Annotated in this window: 12 protein-coding genes; 6 read left to right on the forward strand and 6 right to left on the reverse strand. The window is 45.3% G+C overall.

The features are described 5' to 3' along the window. Positions 1-27: 27 nt before the first annotated feature. The 3 genes from EHV08_RS10220 (at position 28) to EHV08_RS10230 (ending at position 4,063) form a co-directional block, all read left to right on the forward strand. Positions 28-1,500: a pseudouridine synthase gene (locus EHV08_RS10220; protein ID WP_126679172.1), complete on the forward strand. Its 1,473-nt coding sequence runs from the start codon at positions 28-30 to the stop codon at positions 1,498-1,500. A gap of 75 nt (positions 1,501-1,575) precedes the next feature. After that, positions 1,576-2,970 carry an asparagine--tRNA ligase gene (gene asnS / locus EHV08_RS10225; protein ID WP_126679173.1) on the forward strand — a complete coding sequence of 465 codons (1,395 nt, stop codon included), beginning with the start codon at positions 1,576-1,578 and terminating at the stop codon, positions 2,968-2,970. A gap of 490 nt (positions 2,971-3,460) precedes the next feature. After that, positions 3,461-4,063, forward strand: coding sequence for a hypothetical protein (locus EHV08_RS10230; RefSeq protein WP_126679174.1), 603 nt, complete (start codon positions 3,461-3,463; stop codon positions 4,061-4,063). Positions 4,064-4,267: 204 nt separating this feature from the next. Here EHV08_RS10230 and EHV08_RS10235 read toward each other — a convergent pair whose 3' ends face one another. Both EHV08_RS10235 and EHV08_RS10240 read right to left on the reverse strand, forming a co-directional pair. Then, positions 4,268-4,930 carry an ABC transporter ATP-binding protein gene (locus EHV08_RS10235; protein ID WP_126679175.1) on the reverse strand — a complete coding sequence of 221 codons (663 nt, stop codon included), beginning with the start codon at positions 4,928-4,930 and terminating at the stop codon, positions 4,268-4,270. 40 nt (positions 4,931-4,970) lie between these two features. Continuing rightward, complete coding sequence (locus EHV08_RS10240; RefSeq protein ID WP_126679176.1) at positions 4,971-7,091, reverse strand: cation:proton antiporter; 2,121 nt, start codon at positions 7,089-7,091, stop codon at positions 4,971-4,973. A 104-nt stretch (positions 7,092-7,195) separates the two neighbouring features. On the opposite strand from EHV08_RS10240, the gene EHV08_RS10245 reads away from it, so the two are divergent. From EHV08_RS10245 to EHV08_RS10255, 3 genes are all read left to right on the forward strand, one after another. Beyond that, positions 7,196-8,209, forward strand: a complete 1,014-nt coding sequence (locus tag EHV08_RS10245; RefSeq protein ID WP_126679177.1) for an aspartate-semialdehyde dehydrogenase — start codon at positions 7,196-7,198, stop codon at positions 8,207-8,209. Positions 8,210-8,677: 468 nt separating this feature from the next. Further along, positions 8,678-9,409: a hypothetical protein gene (locus EHV08_RS10250; RefSeq protein WP_126679178.1), complete on the forward strand. Its 732-nt coding sequence runs from the start codon at positions 8,678-8,680 to the stop codon at positions 9,407-9,409. Between the two features lie 55 nt (positions 9,410-9,464). Then, on the forward strand, positions 9,465-10,910 hold the full coding sequence (locus EHV08_RS10255) for an OmpA family protein (protein ID WP_126679179.1): 1,446 nt from the start codon (positions 9,465-9,467) through the stop codon (positions 10,908-10,910). A 114-nt stretch (positions 10,911-11,024) separates the two neighbouring features. Here EHV08_RS10255 and EHV08_RS10260 read toward each other — a convergent pair whose 3' ends face one another. The 4 genes from EHV08_RS10260 to EHV08_RS10275 are packed head-to-tail and all read right to left on the reverse strand — an operon-like array spanning position 11,025 to position 15,917. Continuing rightward, complete coding sequence (locus tag EHV08_RS10260) at positions 11,025-12,254, reverse strand: CobW family GTP-binding protein (protein ID WP_126679180.1); 1,230 nt, start codon at positions 12,252-12,254, stop codon at positions 11,025-11,027. A gap of 52 nt (positions 12,255-12,306) precedes the next feature. Next, positions 12,307-13,635: a DHHW family protein gene (locus EHV08_RS10265; protein ID WP_126679181.1), complete on the reverse strand. Its 1,329-nt coding sequence runs from the start codon at positions 13,633-13,635 to the stop codon at positions 12,307-12,309. Between the two features lie 12 nt (positions 13,636-13,647). Next, complete coding sequence (locus tag EHV08_RS10270) at positions 13,648-15,093, reverse strand: MBOAT family O-acyltransferase (protein WP_126679182.1); 1,446 nt, start codon at positions 15,091-15,093, stop codon at positions 13,648-13,650. Between the two features lie 17 nt (positions 15,094-15,110). After that, positions 15,111-15,917 carry an SGNH/GDSL hydrolase family protein gene (locus tag EHV08_RS10275; protein ID WP_126679183.1) on the reverse strand — a complete coding sequence of 269 codons (807 nt, stop codon included), beginning with the start codon at positions 15,915-15,917 and terminating at the stop codon, positions 15,111-15,113. Positions 15,918-16,276 lie beyond the last annotated feature (359 nt).

A 16,276-nucleotide genomic window follows, 5' to 3' on the forward strand; every position in this document is an offset into this window, starting at 1 on the left:
ACCGTGAGGTTTTAAACAATTAAGATTATGTCAGAAGAATTAGAAAACAAGACAGAGGAATTTTCTGCAGAACAGGGCGAGAGCCGTGAGGGTTACCGTCCGGTTGGCGGATATTCAAGAGATTATCGTAGCGCGGGTCGTACTCCAAGACCTCGAATTCACACTTCACGTCCTGTAGAAACACGTAGTGATGAGACAGGAGATAGCGGTTTCCGTCCCGATGGATTCGGTGCGGTATTGCAGGGTGACGCTCCACAACGTTCTTACCGTCCACGCACTCCGCAGGGCGGTTATCAGCCCCGTGGAGGTTACCAATCACGTCAACAGAATGGTTATCAGCCACGTGGCGGTTACCAACCACGTCAGCAAGGTGGCTATCAACCTCGTCATGACGGTGGTTATCAGCCGCGTCAGGAAGATGCTTATCAGAATAGACAAGAAGGTGGTTACCAACCACGCCAGCAAGGAGGCTATCAGCCACGTCCTCAAGGTGGTTACCAGCCGCGCCAACAGGGTGGTTATCAGCCACGTCCGCAGGGTAGTTATCAGCCACATGGAGGTTACCAACCACGTCAACAGAATGGTTATCAGCCTCGCGGAGGTTACCAGCCACGTCAGCAGGGCGGTTATCAGTCTCGCGGAGGTTACCAGTCACGTCAGCAGGGCGGTTATAATGCAGGTGGATATGGTTATCGTCCACGTACACAGGGATATAATCCTAATGCAAAATACAGTCTGAAGAAACGCATAGAATATAAGGAAGAGAACATCGACCCGAACGAGCCGATACGCTTGAACAAATACCTCGCCAATGCGGGAGTTTGCAGTCGTCGTGAGGCCGATCAGTTTATTACATCAGGAAAGGTTACAGTAAACGGTGAGGTTATTACCGAATTGGGTACAAAAGTGTTGCGTTCTGATGTGGTGGTTTTCAACGAAAACGAGGTATCTCCGGAGAAAAAGGTTTATGTTCTACTCAACAAACCGAAGGATTTTGTCACCACATCTGACGATCCTCAGCAGCGCAAGACCGTAATGGACTTAGTTAACAACGTGTGTCCGGAACGCATCTATCCGGTAGGGCGGCTCGATCGCAATACAACCGGTGTGCTTCTGCTTACCAATGATGGTGACCTTGCTTCAAAACTCACTCATCCTAAGTTCCTCAAGAAGAAGGTGTATCACGTATTCCTCGACCGTCCGGTGGCGCAGGAGGATATTGAACAAATAAAGGAAGGCATCGAACTGGAAGATGGTGAGGTGCATGCCGATGCAATTGAGTATGCCAATGATGGTTTCGATAAGAAGCAGGTGGGCATCGAGATACATAGCGGAAGGAACCGCATCGTGCGCCGCATCTTCGAGAAACTTGGCTATCGCGTATTGAAACTCGACCGTGTATTATTCGCCGGTCTTACAAAGAAGAACCTACGTCGTGGCGACTGGCGTTTCCTCACAGAGCAGGAAGTGGAAATGTTGCGCATGGGAGCGTTCGAATAAACTAATCATTAGTATTGTCATCCGCTTCCCGTTGTGAGATTTCTTGCGACGGGCAGCGATTTTAAATAGATAGAAATGAAAAGGACAAAAATAGTTGACGTTCTGAAAGATACCGAATATGGGAAGGACGTTTGTGTAAAAGGATGGGTTAGAACCCACCGCTCAAGCAAGGCGGTAGATTTCATTGCACTTAACGACGGCTCAACGATAAAGAACGTGCAGGTGGTGGTTGATGCAGGTACCGTTGATGACGAAACCTTGAAACTGATAACCACCGGAGCGTGTATCGGTGTGACCGGTAAACTCGTTGAGAGTCCGGCAAAGGGACAAGCATCTGAGGTTCATTGCGAAAGCATAGAGGTATATGGTCTTTGCGGAAGCGATTACCCGATGCAGAAGAAAGGTCAGACATTCGAGTATATGCGTCAGTATGCTCATCTTCGTCTGAGAACGAATACTTTTGGGGCTGTGATGCGCATACGTCATAACATGGCAATCGCAATACATCGCTATTTCCACGAGCATGGTTTCTTCTATTTCCATTCGCCTATTGTAACGGCAAGCGACTGTGAAGGTGCCGGACAGATGTTCCAAGTGACGACAAAGAACTTGTACGACTTGAAAAAGGACGAGGATGGAAAGATTGTCTATGACGATGATTTCTTCGGAAAGCAGACCTCACTGACGGTTAGCGGACAGCTTGAGGGAGAACTTGGTGCTACGGCACTCGGTGCGATATATACTTTCGGTCCTACCTTCCGCGCAGAGAACAGCAATACTCCGAGACACTTGGCGGAGTTCTGGATGATTGAACCGGAGGTGGCTTTCATAGACCTTAACGACTTGATGGACCTCGAAGAGGATTTCATTAAGTATTGTGTTAAATGGGCTTTGGACAACTGTCGTGACGATCTTGAATTCCTTAACCAGTTTGTTGATAAAACCCTTATTCAACGTCTTGAGGGTGTTCTGAAAGAAACATTCGTGAGATTGACTTACACCAAGGGTGTGGAAATTCTGCAAGAGGCAGTGAAGAATGGTAAAAAATTCGAGTTCCCATGTAACTGGGGAGATGACCTCGCAAGCGAACATGAACGCTATCTCGTTGAGGAGTATTTCAAGAAACCTGTCATCATGACAGACTATCCGAAGGATATAAAGGCGTTCTATATGAAACTCAATGATGACGATAAGACCGTACAGGGTACTGATGTACTGTTCCCACAGATCGGAGAGATTATTGGTGGTTCGGTGCGTGAGGAGAATTTCGAGAAACTTATGTCTGAAATAGAGCGCCGAGAGGTGCCGATGAAGGATATGTGGTGGTATCTTGATACACGCAAATATGGAACATGTCCTCATGGAGGTTTCGGACTTGGATTCGAGCGTCTGATATTGTTCGTTACGGGAATGCAGAATATACGCGACGTTATACCGTTCCCGAGAACACCAAAGTCTGCCGACTTCTAAGGAGGTAAAGGCCTTTTGAGAACAGAAAGACATGTCCTTTAAGACTTTGAATACAAAATCTTTTTAGGACAGGAAGACATAAAGGAGGGATATGTTTAGCATCCCATTTACGGATATTTACGTTAAGAGGTATTCTTTTCGAAATATTTATGTTCTTCAGAATGTTACATATAAAACACTTATATTTACCCGTTAGCGGGATTAAATTAAGTAGATACGCATGGAAAAAAAGTTGTGCATATCATTGGTTTTAGCAACTTAGTGCTGCTCTAGTCATTAAGTTCAAACCAAGATATGCACAACTTTTTTTATTACTACTACAAAACCTTGAGATATGCAAGCACTTTTATGAAAACCTTGTCACTGAAAATGCACTATTGTTCCCGTATTATCGGAAGAATTAAGTATCCACTAAATTAATTCCGACAACGGGTTATATTTGTAAGAATCTGACAACTTGGAACAATAAACCTTCCGAATCATTAGAGAAATGAGACCATACTTATTAGTTTTCGTTTTGCTTAACCTGCTGAATGTTTCTTCTGTTGCAGGGAGAGATACGAGTTCGTGCGACACAATAAAGGTATCACACCCAAAAGATTCTTGTAGAACACACATCACAGTCGTAGAATCCACGGAGTATTCTTGGGATAAAAAAGCATACTCCAAAGTATCCTCAGACAAGGTTTATCAACTTGAAAATATACATCAATTTAGTGTAATCCCATTTTTAAAGTCTCTCATCAAAAGTAATAGTAAGTCATTGAATAAGAAGGTTGAGAATATAAAATATCATTATCAACACACCCGTCTGAAAGTTACTTATCTTAACGAAGATGATAGCATTTGTAATTCATATTTCGCAGTAGAGCGACTTGAACTCGCACCCGGTCAAGAAGGATTATTAAACCATTTAAAAACGATGGTTGGAAGTGAGCCATTAAAGGTAGATATTCTCTCTGAAGCCCCGGTCTCTTGTTTTACTTATTGGAGTGATGACGAGTTGATAATTGTATGGTACAACATTTTTGACGATGAAAACCTGATAAAGAAATCAGTAAATGATTACTTAAGAAAAGAGGAGAAAGAGTAAAAGGGTAAAAAAATCTTAGTGGTAAAAACAACAGAAACTGACCCATTACGCCGACTTATTTGATTAAGGGGGCTTGGTTTTAGAAAAATAATGCGGGGTTGCCTATAAGAAGGTAATCCCGCAAATCGTTTTATGCTATTTGATTTTTATCCCCAAACGTTTTTGTCTTTTTGTTCTAACACTTTTGTCTTTCTGTCCCAAAACTTATGTCTGTATGTTCTCCAGCAGGCCGTCTTTCATTTTTATTGTACGGTCTGTAATATCAGCGAGGGATTCATCGTGTGTTACGATGACGAATGTTTGTCCGAACTTGTCGCGCAGGTCGAAGAAAAGTTGGTGTAGTTCGGCCTTGTTTTTCGAGTCAAGCGACCCTGAAGGCTCATCAGCCAAGATAACTGCCGGGTTGTTTATCAGTGCCCTTGCCACCGCCACGCGTTGTTTCTCACCTCCCGAAAGTTCTGCCGGTTTATGTTCTGCACGGTCTGTAAGTCCCATGAACTCAAGCAATTCTTTTGCCCGTTTCTTTGCTTCGCTCTTGTTTGTCCCACCTATATATGCCGGAATCATAATATTCTCGATGGCAGTGAACTCAGGCAACAAGCGATGAAACTGGAACACGAAGCCGATGTGCCGGTTGCGGAAATCAGCCAGTTTGCCTGCCGACAGTGACGAAATGTCTATGCCATCGATTTTTATTGTTCCGCTGTCAGGTTTGTCGAGCGTTCCGATTATTTGCAGCAGTGTCGTCTTACCCGCCCCGCTTGGCCCCACGATACTCACTATCTCTCCTTTTTCTATACGCAGGTCAATCCCTTTCAGCACCTGTAGCGAGCCGAAACTCTTTTTTATATCATTAATTTCTATCATCTTATATCTCCTTTTTTGTTATGATTTTCGGCATTTAAATTTACTTTTTCACTTTCTCAATCCATTCCGCCAGATGCTCGTATGCACTCTTGTCCTCGAAGTGTTGCGGTTGGGCGAACGTCATTTCGTCCATCGGGTCACCATATTGGTCAGGGAATAGTATTATGATGTTCTTTCCGGTAAAGAACTTCGTGATTTCTTCTGGCAAACGTTCCAGTGCGTTCTTGTACGACACCGTACCCTTTCGTGCAGCCACAACAACAAAGAGATGGTCGTCGGCAATGGTACCTGCAAGTTTCGGCAGTCCCACCCAATGATACATTTCGGAATAGTCGGCTCTTGCTTCCGGGTGCCGGTTGTTGATGTATTGTCTTATCAGTTGCAGCGTATCTCCGCGCCCATGAAACTGAATGCGACATTCGAGACTATCCGTCATTCGTGCCAAACGCTCCAACCAACGATAAAATCCCGCTTCAAACTGTGCTCTCGAAGGCACTGCCACCTGTATGCGCCGTATGGTATTAATCGGTTGTATGAGTCTCACCATCATTATCTGTTGGTTCAATCCGTTGTAAAGACTCTGATGAAACTGTCCCCAGAACTTCGTAGATACCTCCTTGTGAGTGTGCATTCCGATTATAATCTCACTGGCATGAAACTCCTTGAAAGCGTGCTTTATGCCGTTCGCGATGTTCGCCGCCACCCTCACCTGTGTCTCCATCTTCACATCTGCGGCTGCCGCCACTTTCGTCATTCTATCCAGCAGCAGTCTTCCCGCTTCCTGATTTTTCGCCATTTTCTCGTCATCATACACCACGTTCAGTCCCACTAATCCGCGGTTAAGTTTCGGGTTGCGCATCAGTATGGCCATGTTGACGAGGCGTTCTGCATACTCCGGATACTTCATCGGTATAAGTATTTTCTCGTCATCGTTGTGTGTGTCTTCGCTTGCCATGTCCTTATCGCGCAGCGTGATGCCTTGCGCCGACCGCTCGGTGACAAAAGTAGATATGATACACGTCACAAGTATCATTATAATAACACCGTTGAGCATGTTGTCGTCAACGATTCCCAGTCCATGAGCCTCCTCCATTTTCATGCCCACCATGAGTACAGCAATGGCTCCGGCAGCATGTGCAGAGGTCAGACCGAACATCATGTGACCCGACGACAGCGGCAACCTGCATAGGTAGCATGAAAGGTAAGCCGCGATAGCCTTGCCGAACGTGCCGAAGAACACTATCGCCGCAACCACGGCAATTATTTCCCCACCATTGAAAAGCACCCTCACATTGATCAGCATACCCACGCCAATGAGGAAATAAGGAATGAAAAGTGCGTTTCCTATGAACTCAATTCTGTTCATAAGTGCCGACAGATGAGGAATATAACGGTTGAGGATAAGTCCGGAAAGGAACGCCCCGAAAATGCCTTCCAGCCCCGCCGCATCGGTCAGTACAGCACTCATGAACAGTATCGCCATAATGAAGATGAACTGCATCACGGCATCGCTGTAACGGCGAAGAAACCAACGTGTCAGTCGTGGTATGGCAAAAGCCAGGAAAAAGCACACCGCCAATATCTTGACGACAAACCATATCCAGAACATAATGCCACCGCCGTCACCACCTACTGATACCACCGCTGCTATTACTACAAGCGCAAGGAACAGCGCAATCATCGTTTCGCCTACGCTGAGCATGACGCTCGGCTTGCTCTGCAAACCGTAACGGCTCACAATAGGGTAGGAAATGAGAGTGTTCGAGGCCATTATACAACTCAGCATTATACCCGAAATGGGCTGATAGCCAAGAATGTAAGTGCTCGCAATATAGGTTACCGCAAACGGAATTGAGAACGATAGCAAGGCGAATATAACAAGATGTTTCCGTTTCTTCTTCATTCCTTCGAAGTCCATTTCGAGTGCAGCAAGAAACATTATATAATATAGTCCCACCTTCCCGAACAATTCGAAAGAGTCGTCGCGCACCAATATATTCAGTCCGTATTGTCCGAGCAACACGCCTGCGAGCACCATTCCTATTATGTGAGGAATCCTGAGTTTACCCATTATGATTGGAGCAAACAATATGATGAGCAACACCACGAAGAAAATCAGCGTGGGGTCGGTAATCGGGAAATATTCTGTAAGGTCGAACATCGTGCTTCTTGTTTTGCATACAAAATTACAAAAAATAACCGTATCGTGCATATAATACGATAGAAAGTTGTATTTTTGCATCGGATTTTAAACATTTATTACGTATGAAAGTGGCAATAGTAGGCGCGAGTGGCGCTGTAGGACAGGAGTTTTTGCGCATCCTTGACGAGCGTAATTTTCCCATTGACGAGTTGTTGCTGTTCGGTTCGGAGCGTTCCGCCGGCACGAAATACAACTTCCGTGGGAAGGAAATAGAAGTGCGTTTATTGCGTCATGGAAACGATTTCCGCGACATTGACATTGCCTTCACGTCGGCAGGGGGCGCAACAAGCAAGGAATTTGCAGAAGACATAACGAGATATGGTGCAGTGATGATAGACAATTCGAGTGCGTTCCGAATGGACGACGATGTGCCGTTGGTGGTTCCGGAGTGTAATGCAGAGGATGCCCTGAAGCGTCCGCGCGGCATCATTGCCAATCCCAACTGCACAACGATAATGATGGTTGTGTGTCTGCAACCGATAGAGAACATCTCGCACATCAAGCGCATACGTGTGGCTTCCTATCAGAGTGCGTCGGGAGCGGGGGCGGCGGCAATGGCCGAACTGCAACAGCAATACCGCGAGATAATAGAAGAGGGCGAAGTGAAGACAATCGACAAGTTTGCCCACCAACTGGCATATAACGTCATTCCGCAGATAGATGTATTCCAGCCCAACGGCTATACAAAGGAAGAGATGAAGATGTATCATGAAACCCGCAAGATAATGCACACCGATGCACGTTGCTCTTCGATGTGTGTCAGGGTGAGTTCGCTGCGTTCCCACTCAGAGAGTGTTTGGATAGAGACCGAGAGTCCGGTCTCTGTTGAGCAGGCACGTGAGGCTTTCGCAGCCGCTCCCGGCATCACGCTGAAAGACGACCCCGCAAACCTTGTCTATCCGATGCCGCTTGATACCGCCGGCAGAGACGACATTTTCGTGGGTCGTGTGCGCAAAGACATTGCCGATGATTGCGGTCTTACGTTCTGGCTTTCAGGCGATCAGATTCGCAAGGGTGCTGCACTCAATGCCGTTCAGATAGCCGAGTATTTGGTGAAAGTCGGTGATGTGAAATAAGTAATGCCGCCTGCCGTAGTGCAGTAGTTGATATATTAGAAACCAAAATCGCCCATTTTGCAAAGCAATTTGGGCGATTTTGGTCTGCAAAATGGGCGATTTTGCAATTCAAAACAGGATGAATTGAAAAACAAGAGAAGATGTATTAACCCCCAATCGTTCATAAATTGTTTTAACACCAAATAATTATACAATTTTGCATTGTATTTGAATGTTGTGTAAATGATTTTCAATTTATTTTGTGAGTGGATAATATTTTTTATAAAAATACTTGCATGTTTCAATAAAAATTTATAATATTGCAAGAAAATAACAAAAGCATGAACTTGTATAGGTAGATATAACCATAACTGCCAAATATCAGCACAATGTTCAGAATGTTGAATGTACATCCTAAAACTAACTATTCCGGAAACGGATAACATAAGAGATAACATAATATTAATATTAACTAAAAACTGAATGATTATGAATTATTTTAAGAAATCAAGAATGCTGGGTTTGCTATTAGTTATACTTACAATGGCGACAGCGATAGTGTTTGTTTCGTGCGGCAATGATGACGACGAAGGAGATGGAGTAACCCATGACAAAGCGACGATTACTGTTTACAAAAACATAACTTTGGGAGCTTGTAAAAACAAAACAAATGGGCATTTCCTAAAATTGAAAAATGGTTCTACTGTAAAATTGTCTAATATTGATAAGACTAAAACAAAAGAATTGGTTATGTTATTCCATTCTACATATGATGGTCCCGGTCATATCCTTTCTCCTGCGGCTTTTTCAAGTACCTCATACAAGAATGAAGATGACCTTTACACACTAAATCAGAAAGGAGTTTCCTATTGGAATCAGGCAAATATGGTTTCGAGTTTGATGACTGAACCTCGAGAGCCTTTTAGTGCGGAAGACTTTCAGACGTTGGCGAATTCTCGTGATTACAAGGCGTTTGCAAGAGCGTTTGCAAAAGCAAACAGAGGCAAAGAGAATCTTAAACATGTAAGTAATAATATATATGATCCGAAGGTCGGAACTTGTTATTTAGTGCAATTCAATGGACTTGTACGGTCTTTCATATTGATAAAAAGTGTAGTAAATGGAAAGAAAGGCTCAATAACTTTCGATATGATTGTTGAAAGCCGTGTAAAGAATAAGGATTTGGAACTTGCCAAATATATACAACCGGATATAAAATGACAATAATGAGTTAATCAAATATTCAACAAAACTTTAACCAAAATTATATACTAATATGAAAAAGTTATTTTTATCAGCAGTATTATTTCTATTGGGAATAACTGCATCGTTCTCACAAGTTGGTCTGAGAGCCGGATCGGAACTTCTTAACCGTCATTGGCAGTTCTCTTTGCATGGAGGATATGATTTCGGATTGAATCATCATAATTCGTATCGTCATCTTAAGTTCAAAGGCGGTCCAAACATAGGGTTTGGCATAGACCATTATTGGAGTTGGTTCGGTTTAGGTTTGGATGGAGACTATATCACAAACAAAGCCGATTTCGATTTCAAGGATGTTAATCCGCGATATTTGGAAGGTTTGAAAATGAATAAGAAGAACGTGGAACGCATATTTTTGGGTGCAGGTCCGTCGTTCCGTCTTCCCGCCACCATTCTTCCTGAGTTCATGGCAGAGTTGAATCTCCGTGCAGGTATGGTAAACATAAGCGGTGGTGAGTGTTCGCCGGAGAGCGGTCATAATTATGAATATTATAAGGTCGAAAAAATAGATTCCAAGACACGCTTGGCCATGAAGTCACAACTGCGTTTTACATATTTCTTCAACGATGTTGTAGGTGTTAATCTTGGCGCATACTATATGCATTGCTTCAACGTTCCTTATGCTGATAATTGGTATGATCCGGTAATAATAAGGGCTCCTTACAGAAAGGAAAGGGCGGCTGTTAATCGTACATATAGTTCGGGCAAGACAGATATGTCGTCTTTCGGAGCGTTCTGTGGAGTGGTATTCCGTATCAATGCCAAGAAGGGGCCGGAACCGGTTGTTGTTCCTACACCAAAACCGGTAGTAAAGCCAACAGAATTTACTCTCAGAGGACGTGTAACCATTTGCGGAACGACAGAACCTGCAGTAGGTGCCACAGTAAAAGTGCAGGGTGGCAAGCACAGTAAAGCACAGGTGTTCACGACAGACAGCCGTGGTGAGTATTCTGTTTCTCTAAGAGCAGATACACGCTATACAATCAATATCACGAAGAAAGAATGTCTGCCGGCAGAGGAGTTCGTTGTGGATAAAAATCAATACGATCCTGTCAAGACATCGCTTGTTACTGTTGAACACTGTCTGACGAAACCTAAACTGAATGAACCGATACGTCTTAACAACATCCACTACGACTTCGATAAGGCTACGATACGTCCGGATGCACGTCCTGAACTTGACCGCCTCGTTGCTTATCTTCTTGACAATCCTAACATTCGTGTTGAGATGTCGTCGCATACCGACTCGCGTGGCTCTGACTCATACAACCAGCGTCTGTCACAGCAGCGTGCAAACTCGGTTAAGGCATATCTCGTAGAGCATGGAGTTGCTTCGTCACGCATCGTTTCAGTGGGCTATGGTGAGACACGCCTGCTCAACAGATGTTCTAACGGTGTGCCTTGCAGTGAGGAAGAGCACCAGTTGAACCGTCGTACAGAGATGAAAGTTATTGAGTAATATCAATCACTGCATAAGTGTTTCTCATGTTAAATGAGAGTGTGATTACTCCTCTTATATAAAAAACTCGGGCGAATTTGAAATCCAAATTCGCCCGAGTTTTTTATTGTTAATCTATTCTGTCAGACATTTGTCGAGTTCTGCGGTAATGTTTTCCTTGTCCATTCCCCGTCCTATGAATACGAGTTTTATCATTCTGTCGCCGTAGGTCTCGTCCCAATCGCGTCTCATGTCAGGGTTCTGTGTCATCAGTTGTTCCAGTTCCTCACCATTTGCGGTGGCATACCATAGTCCGCTTCCTTGCAGTGTTTTCTGAACTCCGGCCTGCTCGAAGAGGAAAGACATGTCGCGGTTGTGTGCGAAGTAGCACACGCCCTTCGTGCGTATCACCTCGCGAGGCCATTTCTTTGCCACTAACTGGTCGAAGTTGTTGATGTCGAAAGGTTGCCGACGGTAATACACGAACGTGCTTATGCCGTATTCGTCAGCCTCGCCGTCCTCATGATGGTGGTCGTGGTGATGGTGGTGGTGCCCGTGTCCGTGGTCGTGGTGATCGTGCTCATGCTTATGATGATGTTCGTGAGCATGTTTTGCCTCGTGCTCCTCTTCTTCTGTCATTGGGCGTTCTATTTCCTGAATCCAACGCGCTGATGTTATTGTGCGCTCGAAGTCGAACATTCCCGTGTTCAGAATTTGTTCTAATTCTATGTCGGCATAGTCACATTCTATTATTTCGGCCTTTGGTTGCAGGGTTCTTATTATCTGCTTTACTTGACTGAGTTCTTCGGGCTTAACCTCCGAAGCCTTGTTCAGCAGAATGATGTTGCAGAACTCAATCTGCTGTATTATGAGGTTTTCTATGTCTTGCTCGTCGAGACTGTCGTTCGTAAGTCGCTCTCCGCATGCAAATTCGCTTTGTATGCGCAGGGCATCCACCACGGTGACGATGCAGTCGAGGAGCGGCAGGTCGTTCTTGCGAGCCTCCGGTATCATGGCCGGTATCGAGCAAATGGTCTGTGCGATGGGCTCCGGTTCACAGATACCGCTTGCCTCTATCACTATGTAGTCGAACTTTCCGGTCTTTATGATGTCGTTGAGTTGTGCTATAAGGTCGGTCTTCAATGTACAGCATATACATCCGTTCTGTAGTGCCACGAGGCTCTCGTCGTCCTGTGTCACCACTCCTCCTTTCTGTATCAGTTCGGCATCTATGTTCACCTCGCCTATATCGTTCACTATTACAGCGAATTTTATGTTCCGTTTGTTGCTTAAAATTCTATTTAGCAATGTAGTTTTTCCGCTGCCCAGATAACCCGTGAGCAACAATACCGGTATTTGTTTCATTTTCCTTTTGTTTTGTTTTAAAAAGTGGTTGTTTTAGAAATGATGTCTTTTACTATTGCGACAAGAAACTTATATATTTGTTGCATATCTTCGATGAGTAAGCACTGAAGATGTTGTTGGCAAACAATATGTCGGTAATCTTGTTGTCGCGGACGTATGTGTTCATGTTCTTGGTGAAATAACGGTTGTCGATGATGTGTATTTCCTCGAACGAGAAGAACAGGTAACCGGGTATGGCATTGCCGAAACTGTCTTTGAGAATGATGAGACGGCGGCCGTTCTTGATGGATGTTCTCACCTGCGTAATCTTCGAATCGCCACCCATGAAAGTGCAGTATGCCCCTCCGCTTCCGTCCTTGAACTTTACGAAATATTGCCCTTTGACAGGGGCTTTCTCGCCCGTCACCTGATAGTTCTTATTGATGTTGTAAACAATGTATGTCGTGGTGTATTCCACTCCTTTCGGAACGTGATACACGAAGTCTTCAGGCGACTGCTTTATGGCGATGTCCTTGGAGTAACTATACATCGAACCAACATATTTGTGAACCACTTCGCGACTGTAACTGTTGAGGTCACGGAACGGCACGCCTGCCACTTCGGCGAACTTTTTGGCAGCGTAGTAACCGCCGAGAGGTGCCCAGTGGTGGTCGGTTCGCAGATAGATGTTTTCTGCGGCGTGTTCTCCCAAAGTCTGATGTATGTTTACCGCCTTCACTCCGGGCGACAGATGTTTCATTATGTTGTTTATGGTGAGCAACTGCGGTTTGGTCACTTTCTTCACTTTTTCAGGGCAGTAATATTCTATTGCCGTAGGAATCACCATGCAATATACGTTCACGCTGTTCCCGAATTTCTCCTTATATCGGTTGGCAGCGTTGGCGTATGCCGTTCCGCCCTCTGCTCCCCCGCCGTATGCCATCAGTGCGCGTGCCGTAGGAGGGGTGCCCACAACGACGATTCCCGCATGCGCAATCTTGGCGTTCTCGTTGGCAGTCACTTTGTTCTTATAATTATATGTGGTGTCGTTGGCATCTTCTGTCGTGGGCATTCCGTCATCGCCTCCGGAGTTTTGTGGTGTTGCTTCGGCGGCATGGAATGTTATTGACTCATCGCCTTCGATGTTGAGTTTCAGTGCCTTGCTGAACATCATGCTCATCGACATGAATCGGTCGCGGAATGGTTCGCTATCGCTGAACCATGACGAAACCTCTGATGTGAACTTTCCACTTGTGAGTTTCTCCCATGTGAAATCCGGAAATGTGGCAAGGTCGCGCTTCTCGAGTTCAGAGAATGTGCTGCGTGGGAATGTCAGGAATACCACGGTGAGTATGGTGAACACTCCGGAGAGCAGGCCAAGATAGATATGATTGTGTCTCATTGTTATGATGTTTTAAAAGCGTGTGTAAAGGAATGCGTTGTTTGTTGCGCCCACAAGCAGTGCCACGCTGAGTACCAGTACTATGAGCGACAGCATCGTGCGTCCTATGAGAATCGCACCGTTGTGAAACATGAGGTTGTTGCGAAATAGTCGAGACGAACTGTCGGCGATGAGAGTGCGCACCGGCATGCAGAGTACGAGGGCGAAGAGGAACAGCCAGAACTTGTCCATTAGGGCTGCTTGTGAAGCAAAATCGGTGAAAGTGATGCCCATTCCGAAGAACGAACGGAAGAACACCATCATTTGTGAGAAATCTTCGAAGTAGAACATCCCCCAACCAATGACAACCAACGCCAGGCTGTAGATGTGAAGCAATGGTGCCGGAATGTGCTGTTTTATACGTAGCAAGGTGTATTTCTCGACCATTACGATGATGCCGAAATATACACCCCAGATGATGAAGTTCCAACTCGCACCGTGCCACATTCCCGTGAGAAACCACACCACAAGTATGTTGAAAGCCTGATGACTGCGGTTGCCACCCATCGGGATATACACATAATCGCGGAAGAAACTGCCCAGAGAGATGTGCCACCTGCGCCAGAAATCGGTAATGGAGTCGCAGCAATACGGGTGGTTGAAATTCTCTTTGAAATGGAAACCGAGACAGCGGCCGATTCCGATGGCCATGTCGCTGTAGCCGGAGAAGTCGAAATAGATTTGCAGTGAGAAAGCAAGTATTCCAATCCATGCACCGGTGGTTGAGAGATTTCCAATACCACCAACGAGGAATTGGTCGGCAATCTCAGACATTTGGTTGGCTATGATGACTTTCTTTCCGAGTCCTACGAAGAAGCGGAACACACCGTCGGCAATGTCGTCTGCACTGACGTGGCGGTCGGTTATTTCTCTGGCTACGGTGTCGTAACGCACAATCGGACCGGCAATGAGTTGCGGGAACATCGAGATGTATAGCAGCAGGTCGGCATATCGGCGTTGAGCCGGCGACTCACGGCGATAGACATCAATGAGGTATGACACCGACTGGAAAGTATAGAAACTGATGCCGATGGGTAAGGCGAGGGTAGGGAGCGAAATGCTGATGCCTATGTCTGAAAGGATAGAGGCAAAGAAGCCTAAATACTTGAACACGCCGAGGATAAGGATATTGCATACAAGGCCTATTGTGAGTGCCAGTCGGCGCTGGCTCGTGGTGCGGTCGATGATACGCCCTGCGATGTAGTTCACCAATACGCTGAACAGCATGAGGAACACATAGACAGGTTCGCCCCATGCGTAGAACAGCAGCGAGAACATAACAAGTACCCAGTTCTTGGTTCGGTTATACGGAGTGATGGTAGAGGCATTTGCTTTCCGGTCTATGAACGATGCTATGAGATACAGCAAGGCGAATGACGGAATGAATGCGAAGATGAAAAACAGGTCTGAAAATACCATAAATCTTTTAAGTGTTGTTATTCAGTTTGTAGCATTGATGCAATCTTTTTTGCGAGGAATATGCCGTTGCGTCGTGCCCCCTCTGCATTGGTGTGCGTGCCGTCGGTGGTGAAACGCTTGGTGCGCAGTTCCTTTGTGCGGCTCACGCAGCATGTTTTATCTTGTCTTATCACGCAGATGCTCATGTGTCGTGCGCAGTCTTCGATAATGTCACCGGTTCTAAGTATCTGTGAGAGCGTAGTGGCGGTGCACTGTAGTGGCGTGAGAAGTATTATTTGGGCATTTGGGAAAGACTCCATAAGCATTTCGCAACCATAGCGCACCGATGCGGCGAGCGATGTTATTGTGTTCACGGGACGGTTGGTAATAGGCTTTTCGTCCATGGAAAACACTTCATCGGCATTTTGCGAGAATGCGAGTGGGCGTTTGTCTTCAAACCAAGCATCGTTTGTGCCGGCGGCAATGATTATGAGGTCGGGCATGGGCTGTAATCCTTTTTTTACCGCCTCTTGCAGTCGCACTATCTGATTGTATATCACGTTATCGTCGCCGAGTACCGCGATGTTCTCCTCGGTGTTCGTCTTTGTCTGCGGTGTGTTGGTCCATGTTGCTCCGCTTCGGGCATAACTCTTGCACGAAGCCGGGCGGAAGATGTCTTTGAACCATTTGTTCCACCCTTTTCCTTTGTCGCAGTCATCACCTCCAATCCACGTGTTGGAGTCGCCCAATATCGCAACATTAATGTTGCTGTGGGCATTCTGTTGCGCCATTGCCACGGATATTGTAAAGAGCAATAATGATATTGCAATAATCGTTCTTCTCATTATCTGTTGTTTGTTGCAATTGCTTCTTGAAAAAAGTGTTGTTTTTATTAGGTGGCAAAGTTAATTAAAGTTTCCGAGATGGCAAAAAAAGTAAAAAGAAAAGCGAAGAAAAACAAGATTTTCAGGAAAATGCTTGCATATCTCAAAGTTTTGACGAATGTTGTGTAAAGGTTGTGTATATCTTGGTTTGGGTTTATCTTCAGCACTTGTCTTAACAACGAAAAGAACATCGTTCGCTACATCGTTATCCAGTCGAGAAAGTGTTAAGTACAATACCTATTTGTCCTTTCTCATCAGCAAACATCTATTTGAAGAAAAAAGTACTCCGCTCGCACAATACAAAACGCACGATGCCGACT

This window comes from Prevotella koreensis, assembly GCF_003977605.1.
GTDB classification, from domain to species: Bacteria; Bacteroidota; Bacteroidia; order Bacteroidales; family Bacteroidaceae; genus Prevotella; species Prevotella koreensis.

Coding starts and splice junctions, on each gene's coding strand:
- EHV08_RS10270 (WP_126679182.1), bottom strand. CDS start 15,093: ATGGTATTTTCAGACCTGTTTTTCATCTTCGCATTCATTCCGTCATTC.
- EHV08_RS10260 (WP_126679180.1), bottom strand. CDS start 12,254: ATGAAACAAATACCGGTATTGTTGCTCACGGGTTATCTGGGCAGCGGA.
- EHV08_RS10230 (WP_126679174.1), top strand. CDS start 3,461: ATGAGACCATACTTATTAGTTTTCGTTTTGCTTAACCTGCTGAATGTT.
- EHV08_RS10255 (WP_126679179.1), top strand. CDS start 9,465: ATGAAAAAGTTATTTTTATCAGCAGTATTATTTCTATTGGGAATAACT.
- EHV08_RS10240 (WP_126679176.1), bottom strand. CDS start 7,091: ATGTTCGACCTTACAGAATATTTCCCGATTACCGACCCCACGCTGATT.
- asnS (WP_126679173.1), top strand. CDS start 1,576: ATGAAAAGGACAAAAATAGTTGACGTTCTGAAAGATACCGAATATGGG.
- EHV08_RS10250 (WP_126679178.1), top strand. CDS start 8,678: ATGAATTATTTTAAGAAATCAAGAATGCTGGGTTTGCTATTAGTTATA.
- EHV08_RS10245 (WP_126679177.1), top strand. CDS start 7,196: ATGAAAGTGGCAATAGTAGGCGCGAGTGGCGCTGTAGGACAGGAGTTT.
- EHV08_RS10220 (WP_126679172.1), top strand. CDS start 28: ATGTCAGAAGAATTAGAAAACAAGACAGAGGAATTTTCTGCAGAACAG.
- EHV08_RS10235 (WP_126679175.1), bottom strand. CDS start 4,930: ATGATAGAAATTAATGATATAAAAAAGAGTTTCGGCTCGCTACAGGTG.
- EHV08_RS10265 (WP_126679181.1), bottom strand. CDS start 13,635: ATGAGACACAATCATATCTATCTTGGCCTGCTCTCCGGAGTGTTCACC.
- EHV08_RS10275 (WP_126679183.1), bottom strand. CDS start 15,917: ATGAGAAGAACGATTATTGCAATATCATTATTGCTCTTTACAATATCC.